This is a genomic window from Bythopirellula goksoeyrii (assembly GCF_008065115.1).
Lineage (GTDB): Bacteria > Planctomycetota > Planctomycetia > Pirellulales > Lacipirellulaceae > Bythopirellula > Bythopirellula goksoeyrii.
The window spans coordinates 6,355,939-6,372,059 of the sequence record NZ_CP042913.1; the positions used below are offsets into that span (position 1 = coordinate 6,355,939).

At 55.2% G+C, this 16,121-nt stretch carries 14 protein-coding genes; 9 read left to right on the forward strand and 5 right to left on the reverse strand.

All coding sequences use genetic code 11. The features are described from left to right. Positions 1-338 precede the first annotated feature (338 nt). Together Pr1d_RS25215 and Pr1d_RS25220 are read left to right on the forward strand one after the other, a co-directional pair. On the forward strand, positions 339-1,532 hold the full coding sequence (locus Pr1d_RS25215) for a M20/M25/M40 family metallo-hydrolase (protein WP_148076118.1): 1,194 nt from the start codon (positions 339-341) through the stop codon (positions 1,530-1,532). A gap of 4 nt (positions 1,533-1,536) precedes the next feature. Continuing rightward, positions 1,537-1,824, forward strand: a complete 288-nt coding sequence (locus tag Pr1d_RS25220; protein WP_148076119.1) for a (2Fe-2S)-binding protein — start codon at positions 1,537-1,539, stop codon at positions 1,822-1,824. Between the two features lie 11 nt (positions 1,825-1,835). On the opposite strand, the gene Pr1d_RS25225 is transcribed toward Pr1d_RS25220, so the two are convergent. The 3 genes from Pr1d_RS25225 to ribB all read right to left on the reverse strand — a co-directional run bounded on the left by Pr1d_RS25225 (position 1,836) and on the right by ribB (position 4,099). After that, complete coding sequence (locus Pr1d_RS25225; RefSeq protein ID WP_148076120.1) at positions 1,836-2,174, reverse strand: hypothetical protein; 339 nt, start codon at positions 2,172-2,174, stop codon at positions 1,836-1,838. A gap of 94 nt (positions 2,175-2,268) precedes the next feature. After that, positions 2,269-2,793 carry a hypothetical protein gene (locus Pr1d_RS25230; RefSeq protein ID WP_148076121.1) on the reverse strand — a complete coding sequence of 175 codons (525 nt, stop codon included), beginning with the start codon at positions 2,791-2,793 and terminating at the stop codon, positions 2,269-2,271. 94 nt (positions 2,794-2,887) lie between these two features. Then, positions 2,888-4,099 carry a 3,4-dihydroxy-2-butanone-4-phosphate synthase gene (gene ribB, locus Pr1d_RS25235; protein ID WP_148076122.1) on the reverse strand — a complete coding sequence of 404 codons (1,212 nt, stop codon included), beginning with the start codon at positions 4,097-4,099 and terminating at the stop codon, positions 2,888-2,890. A gap of 102 nt (positions 4,100-4,201) precedes the next feature. Between ribB and Pr1d_RS25240 the strand changes: the two genes are divergently transcribed. The 6 genes from Pr1d_RS25240 (at position 4,202) to Pr1d_RS25265 (ending at position 10,241) form a co-directional block, all read left to right on the forward strand. Continuing rightward, positions 4,202-5,071: an alpha/beta hydrolase gene (locus Pr1d_RS25240; RefSeq protein WP_168205483.1), complete on the forward strand. Its 870-nt coding sequence runs from the start codon at positions 4,202-4,204 to the stop codon at positions 5,069-5,071. Beyond that, a complete protein-coding gene (locus Pr1d_RS25245; RefSeq protein ID WP_148076124.1) occupies positions 5,068-5,994 on the forward strand; it encodes a hypothetical protein in 927 nt (308 codons plus the stop codon). Before Pr1d_RS25240 ends, Pr1d_RS25245 begins: the two co-directional genes overlap by 4 nt. 244 nt (positions 5,995-6,238) lie before the next feature. Beyond that, positions 6,239-6,721: a CBS domain-containing protein gene (locus Pr1d_RS25250; protein ID WP_148076125.1), complete on the forward strand. Its 483-nt coding sequence runs from the start codon at positions 6,239-6,241 to the stop codon at positions 6,719-6,721. A gap of 116 nt (positions 6,722-6,837) precedes the next feature. Beyond that, positions 6,838-8,682 carry a 2-oxoacid:acceptor oxidoreductase subunit alpha gene (locus Pr1d_RS25255; protein WP_210417836.1) on the forward strand — a complete coding sequence of 615 codons (1,845 nt, stop codon included), beginning with the start codon at positions 6,838-6,840 and terminating at the stop codon, positions 8,680-8,682. Positions 8,683-8,700: 18 nt separating this feature from the next. Then, positions 8,701-9,726: a 2-oxoacid:ferredoxin oxidoreductase subunit beta gene (locus Pr1d_RS25260; RefSeq protein ID WP_148076127.1), complete on the forward strand. Its 1,026-nt coding sequence runs from the start codon at positions 8,701-8,703 to the stop codon at positions 9,724-9,726. Then, positions 9,723-10,241, forward strand: a complete 519-nt coding sequence (locus Pr1d_RS25265; RefSeq protein WP_148076128.1) for a CBS domain-containing protein — start codon at positions 9,723-9,725, stop codon at positions 10,239-10,241. The genes Pr1d_RS25260 and Pr1d_RS25265 overlap by 4 nt, the downstream gene beginning before the upstream one ends. 146 nt (positions 10,242-10,387) lie before the next feature. On the opposite strand, the gene Pr1d_RS25270 is transcribed toward Pr1d_RS25265, so the two are convergent. Further along, positions 10,388-10,771: a hypothetical protein gene (locus Pr1d_RS25270; RefSeq protein WP_148076129.1), complete on the reverse strand. Its 384-nt coding sequence runs from the start codon at positions 10,769-10,771 to the stop codon at positions 10,388-10,390. Positions 10,772-11,028: 257 nt separating this feature from the next. Between Pr1d_RS25270 and Pr1d_RS25275 the strand changes: the two genes are divergently transcribed. Next, entirely contained in the window at positions 11,029-14,745 is a 3,717-nt protein-coding gene (locus tag Pr1d_RS25275) for a bifunctional proline dehydrogenase/L-glutamate gamma-semialdehyde dehydrogenase (protein ID WP_148076130.1), read from the forward strand. A 44-nt stretch (positions 14,746-14,789) separates the two neighbouring features. On the opposite strand, the gene Pr1d_RS25280 is transcribed toward Pr1d_RS25275, so the two are convergent. Beyond that, positions 14,790-15,674: a sulfotransferase family protein gene (locus Pr1d_RS25280; protein WP_148076131.1), complete on the reverse strand. Its 885-nt coding sequence runs from the start codon at positions 15,672-15,674 to the stop codon at positions 14,790-14,792. Positions 15,675-16,121: the final 447 nt, after the last annotated feature.

Below are 16,121 nucleotides of genomic sequence, written 5' to 3' on the forward strand. Positions count from 1 at the left end.
TGGTGCAGATCAATGCGAGGTGGCGAACGTGAAATCTCGGGGTGGACCCTCAGCTTGGAAGGACCAGAATGGTTCACGACACACAAATGCACTTGTTTTGATAAGATCGGTATTCTGCGGCGACGTCTTGCGTCTACCTAGGACGACAACGCTATCCCAAGAGGTTTAAAGCAGGTTTATGCATAACCGGATTTCTTTTTCTCGCTTGGGGCCATAAAAAAGGAAGGATAAGCTGACTTTAACGCCTGCTACTACAAGTGTAGGGTGGGCACCGCCCACCAAAAAGTATGTGAAAGGTTTAGAGTAATTGTGGGCCGTGCCCACCCTACAACGAAATCATGAAAACGAAGCCGCCAAAACTCTCACTCACTCCCAACAGCACTGCAGAAAAGCTGCTCCTGGATTTACTCTCGGTGCCTGGTGGCAGCGGTCAGGAAGGGGCCATTGCCGATTTGGTCGCAAACCGGTTGTGCGCCACCGGGGTGCCCAAGAGCGCCATCAAGGTCGACCAAGCCAACCGCAAATCCGCTCTCAAGGGAGAAACGGGCAACCTCGTCCTCCGCTTGCCGGGCACGATCCGCGGACCTCGCCGCATGTTGTCTGCCCATCTCGACACCGTGCCGATCTGCCAAGGTGCTCGGCCTGCCAAGCGAGGGAAGCGCATCGTCTCACTCGACGCTCATACGGGACTGGGCGGCGACGACCGCGCAGGAGTCGCCGTGATACTCTCGACCGCAATCGACATCATCGAGAAGAAACTCCCGTACCCGCCCCTTACTTTCCTGTGGAGCGTGCAAGAAGAAGTGGGATTGAACGGTGCGCGAAATGCTACTCTGAGCTTGTTGGGCAAACCCACGCTGGCATTCAACTTTGACGGTAAATTGCCGACCTCCCTCACGATCGGCGCCACGGGCGGACATCGCATGAATATCGAGATTCACGGCGTGGCAAGCCACGCCGGCGGCCACCCTGAACAAGGTGTCAGCGCCATCGCCATCGCATCGCTCGCCATCGCTGACCTGGTGAACAACGGTTGGCATGGCCTAGTTGAGAAAAATGGCAAACGCGGAACCAGCAACGTCGGCGTCATCCACGGAGGTGCGGCAACCAACGTTGTCACCGATTTGGTGCATATTCGCGCTGAAGCTCGCGGCCACGACCCGAAGTTCCGTCAGCGAATTATCGACGAAATCGAGAAAGCGTTTCACCGTGCTGCCAAGCAAGTCACCAATACCTCCGGCCAATGTGGCGAAGTAAAAATCGAGGGCCGACTCGACTACGAAGCATTTTGTCTGCCGAAAGACGATCCTTCGGTCGTCGCCGCTCAGCAAGCGGTCGAGGCAGAAGGTTACACCCCCGAGCTCAATATCTCCAACGGTGGCCTCGATGCCAATTGGCTAACCGCGCGAGGCATCCCCACGGTCACTCTCGGCTGCGGACAGAACGAAATTCACACCGTCAAAGAGTGGCTCGATTTGACGGAGTTCCATCAAGCGCGTCGCATCGCACTTCGCTTGGCAACAGAGGTATAACGACATGAAGCCCGAAGAAGAGCTTTGTCTTTGTTTCCACGTCACCCAGCGCAAGGTGGCCAACTACTTGCGGATCGAAAACCCGCGCAGCGTTAGTCAACTCTCCGAATGCTACGGGGCAGGAACGGGTTGCGGATGGTGCCGACCTTTTCTTAAGAAAATGTTCGAGGCTCACCGAGCAGGTCTCACCGAAGCAGAACTGCCGACGGCCTCTGACTATGCCAAATCTCGCAGCGACTACGTGCGTGAAGGTGGCGGCACGCCACCGCCAGGGGCAACGCCGGTGGAATAGCCGGATTGACCTCAGCTCGCCATTTGCTGTCGAAACTCAGCTTCCGTCAATTTCGTCCCCTCGCGGACCATTTCAACCGTGAGTTCCACTTCGGGCCAGCCGAAGCAAGCCAACAGACGATCAAACTCTCCCGGTGGGCATGCCCCATGCAATTCCACCCGATGCAACACCTCCTCGAAGTCGAACAAATGCCCATCGATTTGCCATCGCTCGTCGCCATGGCCTCCCGACCAGATCCAAGACCCATCGGGCTCAAAAATCATGCGAGACAAAACTTCAAGCTCCGCCGCCGCCTGCTCCCAGGAGCAAGCAAAGGGGTCCGCGAACAGGTTGATATGGAAGTGGTACATATTTTTGAGTCTTTCGGGGTCGGGGACGACCCGGCTCGCTTTTTTGCAAGCGAGCCGGGCGGTCCCCCGCCCCGACCAACTTCGCCATCTTTTTTCACTCTTCAAACAACGTCGCTCGCTGCCTAGCAATATAAGCAAACGCATTATTAAGATACGAATTATCATGGATCGCAATATTCGATCCTTCATCTGCCCACCAGGATTCTCCCTGTTTCAGAGGCCATCGCTCGCTCAAAGCTTGCCCCACCCAGCGCTTGACCAGACGACGAACCTTCTCGCCATGGATTTCTTTTCTTATGTCACATAAGAGATGCACATGATCTGCCCCACCAGCGCAGATGCGATAGCTCCAACCGCCTCGTACACAGATTGCGGGTAGCTGCACCTCAACAAACTTGCGTTGTTCAAGAGTGAAATAGCGCGGTGGAAATTTCATCTTCTCTCGCTCGAATTGCTTGCGTCGAGGGGAAGCTGCAACGAAGTCCTCACCCGGTTGATTGTACTGCTTGTCGACCGTGGGCCGGTCATCGCCATGAAGACGTGCGCCGTAGGTGCCAAAAGTGATGTGCCAACTGGTACGAGTAGAGTCGAGGGTTTGATGCGGGTAGACGAGGGGCACAACGTTCACCTTTCGCTTGAAATATTCGGGGTCGGGGACGACCCGGCTCGCTTTTTTTACAAGCGAGCCGGGCGGTCCCCCGCCCCGACCAACTTCAATCCAGCGGCAACTGATGCCCCATTTTGTCACGCTTCGCGGCCATGTATCCGACGTTGTGCTCGTTCATCGGCGGGACGATGGGGACCTGATCCACCACCTCCAAATCAAACCCACCATAGATAAACGCGTTGGTCTTCTTCGGATTGTTTGTGAGCAATCGCACACGACTCAGCCCCAAATCTTTGAGCAATTGAATCCCTACGCCGTAGTCTCGTGGGTCGGCTTTGAATCCCAAGGCGAGATTCGCTTCAACGGTGTCGAGTCCCTCATCTTGGAGCTTATAAGCCTTGATCTTCTCTACCAAGCCGATACCACGCCCTTCTTGCGGGAGATAAACCAACACGCCGCATCCCTCTTGGCTGATCATGTCCAGCGCCATGTGAAGTTGGTCTCCGCAATCACAGCGGAGCGACTCCATGAGGTCCCCAGTGAAGCAGGAAGAATGAAGTCGCACCAGCGGTGCCGATGACTTCGCCAGATCACCCAACACATACACGATCGGCTCTTGGACTTCATACTTCACCCCATAAGCGATGATCGTCCCGTTGCCATAGCGCGTGGGAAGCCGTGCTTCTGCTTTGCGATAAACGAGTTTCTCGCGCACGCGACGGTAAGCAATCAACTGTTCAATGGAGATGATCGGCAATTTATAATCCACAGCGATTTTGCGCAAGCTGTCCCGCGTCGCTCGGTCGCCATCTTCATCCAGGATTTCGCACAACACCCCGGCAGGTTGTAATCCCGCCATCCGAGCCAGATCGACTGCAGCCTCGGTGTGCCCGGCCCGCCGCAGAACTCCACCTTCTTTTGCTACCAAAGGAAACAAGTGTCCAGGTCGATTGAAATCCGACGGCACACTCTCCGGATCACATATTGAAAGGATCGTGCGCGCCCGTTCAGCGGCAGTGATCCCCGTGCGTGTCGACCGATGATCGACCGGCACGGTGTAATTGGTTCCCAACGGGGCCGTGTTTTGCTCGACCATCGGCGCCAGCTTGAGCCGCTCACTTACATCTGGCAGGATCGGCATGCAGAGCTGTCCCCGGCCGTGCGTAATCATAAAATTGACTGTCTCGGTCGTCACCTTCTCGGCGGCACAAACGAAGTCCCCTTCGTTTTCGCGATCCTCGGCGTCAACAACGACAATGGTCTCCCCTGCAGCGATAGCAGCGACGGCATCTTCTATACTCGAAAATTGGTCAGACACGCTCTAGGAACTCCTCTGCGGACAAACTTGCAATTGGTCAACTCGGAAAGGGATATTATAAGTAGTCTGCAGACTCAGACCAACCGACGGGAGAGATTCGAGGTGAATAGATACAACCAGTTGTTGGCACTTTTGGTGCTTTGTTCGGCTTTCGTTGTCTGGATCCCCCTTTTTGCCGGGGATTTCGATGCCCACTACGGGGTCGACTACATTGTAAGAGACTCGGGTCCGCTGAAAGCTGATACTTATGTCCCCAAAGATCCTGGACCGCATCCTGGTGTGTTGGTCGTGCATGGCGGAGCCTGGCGAATGGGCACCCGCGCCCAGCTGTCGGGAGTCGCCCAGCAACTTGCTCAACAAGGCTTTTCGGCAGTCGCGATCAGCTATCGCCTTGCTCCCAAAGATAAATTCCCTGCCCAGATCGAAGATTGCAAAGCGGCTGTCCGCTGGATGCGATCCCATGCCGACGAGTTGAAGCTCGACCCCGAGCGCATCGGTGGCTTTGGCTACTCCGCTGGAGCCCACTTGGTGACCCTGTTAGGAACGACCGATGTCGAAGACGGCTTAGAGGGGGTCGAGGACCCCGCATCAGAACCTAGTACCCGTTTGCAAGCCGTTGTGGGTGGAGGCACACCGTGTGATTTTCGGGTCATGCCTCCCGAGTACCGCTGGCTCAGTTTCTGGTTGGGCGGGACGCGTGGCGAAGTAGCCGACCAATATCGCCTGGCATCGCCCGCTTCCTTTGTCACAGCGGACGATCCTCCCATGTTTTTCTTCCATGGTGAGAACGACGACCTGGTTCCGATCACCCAACCTCAAGGGATGTGCCAAATCATGGAGCATGCCCATGTCCCTGCCGAATTGTATGTGGTTCCCAAGCTCGGTCATATCGCGGCCGGTATGGACCGCACGGCCCTGACCAAATGCATCGAGTTTCTCAGTGTGCAACTGAAGAAGCAGGCTTCTCCATGAGTACGTCCGACTCACTCCAGTCACCGCTGGCACGCGAAGAGTACGTCGAACAGGCGCACTTTTTCACCGTGCTGGCAGAGCGGATGGCAGAGAATATTCCTGCCCAGGAAGTACTCGCCGCCGTGCGGGAAGAAGTGCTGGCAACCACCAAATTGCCCATGGCGATCGACTTTCTGCTCGCCGAATTGCGGCATCAAGGGGAATTCGCCTCCGGCATGCACAAGCTCTCCCACTACTTCACACCCTTCCAATGCTATGTGATGGCAGAGGCGGAAAACGTCCGCCAACGTTTCGATCTCCGCATCGGTCTACTGGTACTTGCCCGCGAAGCCTCGTATCGCACGGTCGACCACGCGACCCGACAAGGACTTTTTGTCTACCAATTCGAGACACTTTGTCGCAATCGGTTGGGATACGACGACGGACTGGAAGCCATGTCGCACGACCCGTCCTACAACGAAACTTGGAGCGAATGGCTCCTAACTGTCCGACGCCAGGTGGGCTTGGTGGAATTGGCCGACCTGATCTACGTCCGTAGCGAATTTTATCAAGACCGCGCTGAGCGAGCCGGGGCGTCCTCGACCCCGATTGATTCAGCGCCACCCCCAGATCAAATCGGGGGCGAGGACGCCCCGGCTCGCACAATCCACGCCCCCGAAACACTTTTCGGTGTTCAGGAAGGTCGCATTGCCTGGGCAAATCGCCGCAAGGATCCCATCCTCCTGTTTTCCGCGCTGCATCGTCATTTGGATTATCCCGCTGTTCCACGCCCAGAACCTGCCAATCCTGAAGAGCGATTGCTCCCCGTGTTGGCTCGACGGGTCGAGCAATTGGAGGCTCGTCTGCGACTTGTCGAAGAGGAGCAACGCGGTGGAATCGATTTGGCCAAGTTCTATGCCGAGAACCAACCGAAGTTGCCCTAAACCGAAAACTAGACGAAATCGAGAGTTTTCCCACTCTTTTGCTGTTCAACAGCTGGACTCCGCATGGTAATTTATGGGGATCGAGTCAGTTCAAGAACTGGCGATAAGTTTACTCAATATGTTCCTGTTACAGTATGAAGATCCGTTAAACCCGCGTTCAGCCGCGGCCAATATCCCTCCCCGACAACTTTGAAAAATGCAAGAGATTACCTGTAATCTCTGATTCATAAGAAAGCCGCGACCCGTGAGTTTTCATCTGAGCCTAAGCACCGAATCGGTGATGGCCGCCTATCCAGACGATCCTTTGATCGTCGCGCCCGACGCAAGCGTCAGCGAAGTGTTGCAATTAATGCGCGCTCAGCAGACCGGCAGTGTCCTGATTTGTTCAGCCGGTAAGATGCTGGGGATCTTTACCGACCGCGATGCCCTCCGCTGGATGGCTAAACAGACCGATAGCGGGAATCATGGTAGCGAAGATCAACCAATTTCTGAGTTGATGACTCGAGAGCCGACTTCCCTGCTAGCAACGACCAGTGTCGGAGAAGCCATTCAGTTGATGTCGGCCGGACGCTATCGCCATCTGCCAATCATCGGCACCAACGGCATGCCTTCGGGCATGGCCAATGTTCATGGCATTGTGCACTACCTTGTGGATCATTTTCCTGACACGATCTACACATTGCCTCCGCAGCCAGACATGGCGCAAGCCGAACGCGAAGGCGCGTAAGAGTATATTTCCTTTGCATTCAATCAAGCAAGTTTCCAATTAATATGAGTTTCGTCTGTTATCAGGTGCTTCTGACTACTGACTACTCACCACTGACCACTGACAACTAAGAAATTATGGCCACCGCGACTCCCACGAAGCCCGTCTCTGATTTAGTAGAAGCAACTGTCCGTTTTTGCGGCGACTCTGGCGATGGTATGCAGTTGGCTGGTACCCAGTTCACCACGACCTCGGCCCTGTTGGGTAACGATGTCGCCACCTTTCCCGACTTTCCCGCCGAGATTCGTGCCCCACGTGGTACGAAGGCCGGAGTCAGCGGTTTCCAGATCCACTTCTCCAGCACCGAGATTTTCACTCCCGGCGACACCGTCGATGCCCTTGTGGCCATGAATCCGGCGGCCTTGGTAACTAATATCGGTGACCTGCGTGACGGCGGCATCCTGCTGGTCAACAAAGATGCCTTCGATAAGAAGGGGCTCGAACAAGCCGGCTACGAAACCGATCCCCTCGAGGATGGTAGCCTCGACAAATACAAGTTGCATTCGGTCGACATGACCAAAATCACTCGCCTTGCAGTCGAGGGATTGGGCTTGAGCCAAAAAGAAGCCGACCGCTGTCGCAACTTCTTTGCTATGGGTCTGGTCTTTTGGCTCTACGATCGTTCGCTCGATCCCACCTTGCGTTTCATTGAAAAGAAATTCGGCAAACTTCCCGCTGTTGCCCAAGCCAATACCAATGCCCTCAAGGCAGGCTTCAACTACGGCGAGACGGTCGAAGCGATCAACACCCAGTACCATGTCGGACCCGCCAAGCTTAAGCCGGGCACCTATCGCAACATCGAAGGCAACCTCGCGCTGGCCTGGGGGCTCGTGGCAGCGGCCCAACTCTCCGATAAGCGGCTCTTTTTGGGAGCCTATCCGATTACCCCTGCCAGCGACGTGCTGCATTATCTGTCCAACTACAAGAATTTCGACGTCCTCACTTTCCAGGCAGAAGACGAGATCGCTGCCGTCACTGCTGCTATTGGTGCAGCCTTCGCCGGCGAGATGGCCGTCACCGCTTCGAGTGGACCCGGTATCGCTCTCAAGGGGGAAGCACTCGGCCTGGCGGTAATGACAGAGCTACCAATGCTCGTGATCAACGTACAGCGTGGCGGTCCTTCGACGGGACTCCCCACCAAGACCGAGCAAGCAGACTTGAATCAGGCCCTGTTCGGTCGAAACGGCGAATGTCCCATGCCGATTATCGCCGCCCGTAGCCCTGGTGATTGTTTCTACGTTGCCCAGGAAGCTTGGCGAATCGCTACCAAGTTCATGATCCCCGTGTTTGTGCTCACCGACGGCTACATCGCCAACGGCAGCGAGCCTTGGAAGATTCCCAAGGTCGCCGATTTGCCACGGATTAAAATTAGTCATCCGAGCGCCAACGGCGACGAGTTCCAACCCTACGAGCGTGACGAGCGATTGGCTCGCCCTTGGGCCATTCCCGGCACCCCCGGTTTGGAACATCGTATCGGCGGTCTGGAGAAAGCCAACATCACTGGCAATGTGAGCTATGATCCTGTCAATCACGAGAAAATGTGTCTCCTACGACAGCAAAAAGTCGACAACATTGCCGACGACATCCCCCTGCAAGAACTCGATGGCCCCGAGAGCGGCGATCTCTTGGTCCTCAGCTGGGGAGGCACCTATGGTTCCTGTGCAACCGCGGTGCACACCGCCCAGAAGAGTGGCCAGAAAGTGACCCACTGTCATCTGCGCTATCTGAATCCCTTTCCCAAGAACCTGGAAAAGATCTTGCGTAGCTTCGACAAGGTTTTGATCCCCGAGCTGAATCTTGGTCAGCTCAATCAAGTCATTCGTGCCAGATTCTTGATCAACACCGTTGGTCTGAACAAAATCCAAGGCAAACCGTTCAGTGTAATTGAAATCGTTAACAAAATTAATTCGCTCGTCGGTTAACCCGACAGCTCCACACCCATGAGTATTGAATCGACCCTTCCCGTTCTGAAACCTGCCGATTTTGCTAGCGATCAGGATGTTCGCTGGTGTCCCGGTTGCGGCGACTATGCCATCCTCGCCCAGATGAAAAAGATGCTCCCCTCGCTGGGAGTTCCCCGCGAGAACATCGTCTTCATCTCCGGCATTGGCTGCTCCAGTCGTTTCCCTTATTACATGAATACCTACGGGATTCACTCGATCCACGGTCGTGCACCCGCGGTGGCAACCGGATTGAAGAGTGCCCGACCTGATCTGCAAGTCTGGGTCATCACCGGCGACGGCGACGGGCTCTCGATTGGCGGCAATCATCTGATGCATGCGATTCGACGTAATGTCGACTTGAACATCGTGCTGTTCAACAATCGCATTTACGGACTGACCAAAGGACAGTATTCCCCCACGTCGCCACTGGGCAAAAAGACCAAGAGTACTCCCATGGGAGCAGTCGACAATCCGCTGCATCCCTTGTCGATTGCCATCGGCTGCGAAGCGACTTTCGTTGCCCGCAGTATCGACACCAACATCAAGCACTTGGGGGCCGTTTTCAAACGGGCTGCCGAGCATCGCGGAACCGCATTCGTCGAGGTCTATCAGAACTGCAACGTCTTCAACGACGGTGCTTGGGAATATGCCAAGGACCGGGAGACCAAGGATGACACGACTCTGGAGCTAGAGCACGGCAAGCCGTTGATCTTTGGCAAGGAACGGCAAAAGGGTGTTCGTCTGCACGGCCTGGACCCCGAAGTGGTCGAGCTGGGCAAAGGAATCTCCGAGGACGACCTGTTGTTCCACGACGAGCGGGCCGCCGAACCGAGCTTGGCCTATTTGCTCAGCCGGATGCGCTACGAGGATGGCTTCCCCGAGCCGATCGGTGTTTTCCGCTGCGTAGATCGTCCTCGCTACGACGACGAAGTCAACAAGCAAATAGAGCATTCACTTAAGGACAAAGGCAAAGGGGACCTGGATACCCTGTTTAACTCAGGCGAAACGTGGACCGTCGAATGATTCTCTGCCCCTCCTGCGGATTTGAAAACCTCGAAGGCAATGATTCCTGTGATCAGTGCCAAAACTCGCTCACCGACCTGAGCATCCCTCAGCAGCGCACCGCTGTCGCTCAGGGGCTAGTTAACGACACCATCGAGCTACTCAAGCCCCGTAAACCACTTTCGGTTGCTCCCACCGACACCGTCGGCGAAGTGCTGCAAAAGATGGTAGCCGAAAAGATCGGCTGTGTGATGGTGGTCGAAGGAGACGAAATCTGCGGCATCTTCACCGAATACGATGCCCTGATGAAGGTCAACACCAACGCCCATTCGCTGGCCAACAAGCCGATCAGCTCCGTGATGACCGCCGGCCCCGTGACAATAGAAATCGACCACAAGATCGCCTTCGCCCTCCACCGCATGCACGTCGGCGGCTACCGCCACGTCCCGGTTCTCAACAAAGGCAAATTGGTCGGCGTAACTTCGATCCGCGACATTCTGAATTATCTCGCCGAGCGGATTGTCGTGCCGGCTTGAGAGAACGCTTTTCTATAAAGCCGCGACCGCTGGTCACACGGATTGGATTTGCAGTGAAGCTATTCCAACTCTTGCCAGGCACGAAAAGTCGTATCTTTAACGTCGTTAGAACGTCCTGTGGTAGTGGGACTAAAGATTTCGGATTTCTAGATAGTATCATTGACATCACCGATTTCAATCTCTGAAGCATCTTCGTTATGGTCTTCATAAAGCCATGCGGACGTTCCAAATGCATACTCGTGGAACATCGTACCGACAGAAGAATCCGGCAAAAAGATCGATTTAGTGGGCTGATTTAGATCGTTAACTTCGGAAAAGTAGATTCCCGGCTGATATCGGCTGTCTTCTTCCGCAAACCAGCCGCTATCCAAAAAGTAGCCTGAACTAAAAAAGTATGTCTCGCAGATCTTGCGTCGAAGTTCCATGTCATTGATACCACACTCCTTCAGGACATCATTGAGTCTTGCGAACTCAATTGTTTGATAAGTCGCTGAAAGCGGATCATGTCTGTCACCTTCAAAAATGTCCATTTGGAACATGTCCCCCGATAAATAAAGCAAGAAGATTCTAAAAAGGCTGCCCTAAATCCTAAACAGCGATTTCTTACTCGGTTGGCCATCAAACCCAAAGACCGCTATCATTCAGAAAGCATACTCCGAGCCATTCCAGTCCGCAAATCTGTTTTAGAACAGAAGTAAACAGAGGCAACAGAGATCACTCTCCATCTGCCTCCGTTATCTCTGCTTCCTCCTGTTCAAAAAGAGTATTAGCAAGCTGAAAACCCATCATGTCCCAAACCCTCTCCTCACAAACCGCCGCCGAAGTTGCCAATCGTGTCGCGGCACTATTGGCCGACTTCTCGCCTGATGCCGATAGCCCCTTCCCGGTCGAAGTACAGCAAGCTCTCTTCCTCGCTCGCCAATTGCAGCTCGAGGCCACCGCCTTGCAGACCCCGGAGGAGCGGCGGCAGCAGGCGGAGTTGGATCGCATGATGCAGTCGCCCGGTGACAAGACGACGCTGATGCAGATTACCGATCAGTCGTTTCGCTCTCGACTTCCTCATCGTGCCGCCGATCAGATGATTCACATTCTCGACGTGCAGGGGGTCCCGCGATTCTTCAGCACGCTCGACCGTACGCTGCTTAAGGGTTTCCAATCGTTTGGAGCGTATTTGCCTAGCGTGTCGATGCCGTTCGTGAAAGAAAAAATGCAACACGAGACGGCCAACGTCATCCTGCCTGCTGAAGAGGAACTCTTGAGTGACTACTTGCGACAGCGCCGCGAGGTGGGACTGCGGATGAATGTCAACTTCCTCGGCGAAGCACTACTGGGCGAAGAGGAAGCCGAGCGACGGTTGCAATCCTATCTCGCTGCCCTCCAACGACCTGAACTGGAAGTCCTCTCGATAAAAATTTCGACGATCTACTCGCAGATTTCACCGCTGGCACGTGAGCACACAGTCAGTGTGCTTTGCGATCGACTGGAACTCTTATTGCGAGCCGCCACCAAATATCAATTCGAGCGGCACGACGGCACGCGGGTGCCCAAGTTTGTCTATCTGGACATGGAAGAGTATCGCGACATGACCCTCACCGCTGAAGTGTTCATGCGCACGCTCGACCGTGAGGGGCTTCAGCAGGCGCGGGCTGGGATTGCGCTACAGGGTTACATTCCCGATTCGTTTGCGATGCAGCAAGAGATCACTGCCTGGGCGCGTGAACGTCATTCAAACGGCGGCGCTCCAGTGACCATTCGCCTGGTAAAGGGTGCCAATATGGAGATGGAACGTGTTGAGGCAAGTCTACACGGCTGGCCTCAGGCACCGTTTCAAGACAAACTCGACACCGACGCCAACTATCACCGTATGCTCCAGTTCGGCATCCAGCCGGAAAACCTCGCCGCTGTGCATCTGGGGATCGCTTCCCACAACCTGTTCACATTGGCCTATGGTTTGGTGCTCGCAACACAGGCCCAGGCTCTCGACAAAGTACAATTCGAAATGCTCGAAGGGATGGCCAACCACCAGCGCCGAGCTTTGTTCGACCTCACGCAAAATGTGCTGCTCTACGCACCAGCATGTCGACAAGAAGAATTCATCAACGCCATCGGCTACTTGGTCCGCCGCCTCGACGAAAACACAGGCGAGGAAAACTTTCTCCGTCACGCCTTTCGTCTCTCGGTGGACAGCCCCGACTGGCAGCACCTGGCGGAGGGTTTCGCCGCTTCATTTGCCAGAATTGAGTCATTGCCTAATAAGTCTCGACGCACGCAGGATAGGAGCCAACCTTCCTCAGCCCGTCCCATGTCCCCCGTCCCCCGTCCCCCCTTTTCCAACGAACCCGATACCGATTGGTGTCTTCCTCACAACGATGCTTGGGGGCAGGGAATCCTTGCTGCTTGGAAAACCAAGTGCGATACCCATGCTATCGAAATCCCCTTGGTCGTCGGTGGGAAGGAAGTCACTGCCGATCGCGACCGACGTGATTCGCACGATCCCTCCCGAGCGAGAGTTGTCGTTGCTCGCTACTCCCAGGCCAACGCCGAGGACGCCGCCAAAGCAGTCGAATGTGCCAACAGCGATCCCGCCGGTTGGCGATCCCTTTCTCCTGACGAGCGCACCACGATTCTGGATCGAGTTGCCGACACGCTCTCCACCCGCCGCGGCGATTTGATGGGGGCCATGCTTGCCGAAGGAGGAAAGCTGCTCACCGAGAGCGATCCTGAAGTTTCCGAGGCGATTGACTTTTGTCGGTTCTATTCCCGCAGCGCGGCCGAGTTCTACGGTTTGTCTGAAATCGAAGCCAAGGGGCGCGGCGTAGTGGTCGTAGTCTCCCCTTGGAACTTCCCGCTGGCAATTCCTTGCGGCGGTGTAGCAGCAGCACTCGCAGCGGGGAACACGGTCATTCTCAAACCCGCCAGCGACACGGTTCTCATCGCATACCTGCTCTGCGAATGCTTCTGGTCAGCTGGTGTCCCGCGTACTGCCTTGCAATTGCTACCCTGTAGCGGCGGCACGGTCGGCCAACAACTCGTCACGCACGAGGGCGTGAATGCCGTGATCCTTACCGGCGGCACCGAGACCGCTCTCCGCATGCTCGCCGCCAAGCCGTCGATGAATCTGCTGGCCGAGACGGGCGGCAAGAACGCCACGATCGTCACCGCCCTGGCCGACCGCGATTTGGCCATCAAGCACGTGCTCCACTCCGCTTTCAGCCACAGCGGCCAAAAATGCTCGGCCACGTCGCTCTTAATTTTGGAAAGCGAGGTCTATCACGACAGTAGTTTTCGCAAGCTGCTGGTAGACGCGGTAGAAAGCCTCGAAGTCGGCTCCGCGTGGGAGTTGCCCACCAAAATCGGCCCCTTGATTCGCCCACCCAGCGGCGAATTGGAACGGGGCCTCAAAGAACTCGAACCCGGCGAATCCTGGGCCGTCATGCCAAGGTTACACGTCGACGACAATCCCCATCTGGTCGGCCCCGGCGTGAAATGGGGCGTCCAACCTGGCAGCGTCACGCACATGACCGAATTCTTCGGACCTCTGCTTGGTGTAATGGAAGCGCGCGATCTGCACGACGCGATCGACATGGTGAACGCCACTGGTTACGGGCTCACTTCAGGCCTGGAAAGTCTCGACGACCGCGAACATCAACTCTGGCAGGAAGGAATTCGCGCGGGGAATCTCTACATCAATCGTTCCACGACCGGCGCGATTGTCCTGAGGCAACCCTTCGGCGGCATGGGCAAGAGCGCCGTCGGCCCCGGCATCAAAGCCGGCGGCCCCAACTATGTCGCCCAGTTTATGAAGTTCAAACCCAACAGCTCCAGCCGCGATTCGACGCATCGCAGGTCCGAGACACAACAAGACCTCGGCGACACCGGCCTCGACGACTTCTGCGAAGCCCTGCGCATGGCCGCCACCCGCGACGCGATTTCGATGGACGAGTGTGAACAAATCGTTGGCGCTGCCCAAAGTTACGAATACTGGATGGCCCAGGAATTCGACCACGCCCACGATCATTTTCAATTGGTCGGTGAAGACAATTTCCGTCGCTACTTGCCACTGCCCGAGGTGCGACTTCGCATCCATCCCGACGACTCGCCGCTTGAAATCTTTGCCCGCGCATTGGCGTCCCGAACCGCTGGTTGTCGCACGGTGGTAAGTTCGCCTCCTGGACTTGACTCACCTCTAGTAACTCTGCTCGATGACTTAACCGACAGTTGGGCAGGCACCATTGAATTTATCGTAGAGAGCGACGAAGAATTGGCCCAAGCATTGCGCGAAGGCCACGTCAATCGCCTGCGTTTTGCCAACCCAGACTGTGTGCCTTACCACTTGCGCACCGCCGCCGCCCTCAACGGCGACTACCTCGCAGACACTCCTGTAAGCACTCACGGCCGAGTTGAACTACTCTGGTATTTCCAAGAGCAAAGTCTCTCGCATCTCTACCACCGCTACGGCAATCTGGGATCGAGAAGCGAAGAAGAAAGGGCGGCGGTTCTCTGAAGAATTAGCCGGAGGACCACGTCCTCCGGGAGCAACTGCGTACTCTAAACAGCCATGGCCATGCGGTGGATATCCATCGGGCTCAGTCGCGCTAACCAAGTGGTTGTGGGAGCTATCAGCTCTTCAACCCTATCAATCTCATCAGACGTGGCATTGACAGTCCGCCCCCGTGGCACCGAGGGATCGTAAATTCGCCGGTACTCGTCAAGAACCACACGAGAAGGCTCCAATTCGCAGAATTCCATAATCTGGATAAGCTCTTCTTCACACAACTCTTCAAGGCGACATTCAGTATAGCGTCCTTCGGGCAAAGAACGACCGTCGCGGCAAGCCATCTCCACACAAGATCGCCATTGCGCGGCACAGAGTTCGAGCAGATCCATATCCCGATACATCTGCTCAATCCCTGGCAGACGCGGCCCCCAGGCTGGAGGACCAACCATCCCCGGGGCAAACTGCCCCAGCGCTCTCCTGCTGAATTCACGAAAATAGTAAGGAGCCTGCCTCAACTCAAGTTCTCTAAGTCGTTGAAATATTCGCTGTGGCTTCATTCCCGTTGAATGGCGAGTCCAGAAATCACGAATCGAGAGAACCGATTGGACTCCGTCACGGACGATGTGGACAAATATGCAATCTTCCAAGACACGATCAACAAAATTCACACGCAAGCAATTGCTAGGTGTTTTTTCAACTAGCCTCGTCGCGCCATGTTCTGCTACCTGACGAGAAAACTCGTTGCGTATATGGCTGCAGACCTCGGGTCTCGCGTCCTTGGCATGAAGTAGGTCAGATTTCCCATCGTTGCCATACTTCCAAAGAATTCGCGGCTCCTCTGCTAGATAAACTTCTGGGTGGAACTTGAGCAAGTTACTAAGCAGAGTCGTTCCCGAACGCGGGGAACCCAGTATAACGATGGGTTTTCTCAACATAATTCTATCTCACACGATTCAAAGCCTATGCACGATCTCCAGCCTCAAGAGCAAGAAATCCTCTTACTGACTATCTATTGAGGATATTGACAAAGCGTGAAATATCGGTGAATGGTAGATGTTGATTTGGTTAATTACCCATTAGGAATCGGTGAACGGAATCGCTGCACTCAAGTACTACTGCTTGATTGCGAGTTTTGGGGAAAAGGGACATGTATCTCTCGCGTCTCTACCACCGCTATGGCATTCTGTGATCGCGGAGTTTGGAAGTACGGGCGGCAGTACAATAAATCGAACGGGAAACTCTACTATCCGTGTGGGAAGTGGCGATCTACCAAACTGAATAATTTGCAAATAGCCAATAATGCGTCGGTTTTTCACTCCGGATACACGAAGCAGAATTTCGTATACTGCGCCGGCCACTTTGTCCGACGCGGATTAGCAAAT

Excerpts from the sequence above, each read along its gene's own strand:
- Pr1d_RS25215 (WP_148076118.1), top strand. The coding sequence starts at position 339 with ATGAAAACGAAGCCGCCAAAACTCTCACTCACTCCCAACAGCACTGCA.
- Pr1d_RS25220 (WP_148076119.1), top strand. The coding sequence starts at position 1,537 with ATGAAGCCCGAAGAAGAGCTTTGTCTTTGTTTCCACGTCACCCAGCGC.
- Pr1d_RS25225 (WP_148076120.1), bottom strand. The coding sequence starts at position 2,174 with ATGTACCACTTCCATATCAACCTGTTCGCGGACCCCTTTGCTTGCTCC.
- Pr1d_RS25245 (WP_148076124.1), top strand. The coding sequence starts at position 5,068 with ATGAGTACGTCCGACTCACTCCAGTCACCGCTGGCACGCGAAGAGTAC.
- Pr1d_RS25255 (WP_210417836.1), top strand. The coding sequence starts at position 6,838 with ATGGCCACCGCGACTCCCACGAAGCCCGTCTCTGATTTAGTAGAAGCA.
- Pr1d_RS25260 (WP_148076127.1), top strand. The coding sequence starts at position 8,701 with ATGAGTATTGAATCGACCCTTCCCGTTCTGAAACCTGCCGATTTTGCT.
- Pr1d_RS25265 (WP_148076128.1), top strand. The coding sequence starts at position 9,723 with ATGATTCTCTGCCCCTCCTGCGGATTTGAAAACCTCGAAGGCAATGAT.
- Pr1d_RS25270 (WP_148076129.1), bottom strand. The coding sequence starts at position 10,771 with ATGGACATTTTTGAAGGTGACAGACATGATCCGCTTTCAGCGACTTAT.
- Pr1d_RS25275 (WP_148076130.1), top strand. The coding sequence starts at position 11,029 with ATGTCCCAAACCCTCTCCTCACAAACCGCCGCCGAAGTTGCCAATCGT.
- Pr1d_RS25280 (WP_148076131.1), bottom strand. The coding sequence starts at position 15,674 with ATGTTGAGAAAACCCATCGTTATACTGGGTTCCCCGCGTTCGGGAACG.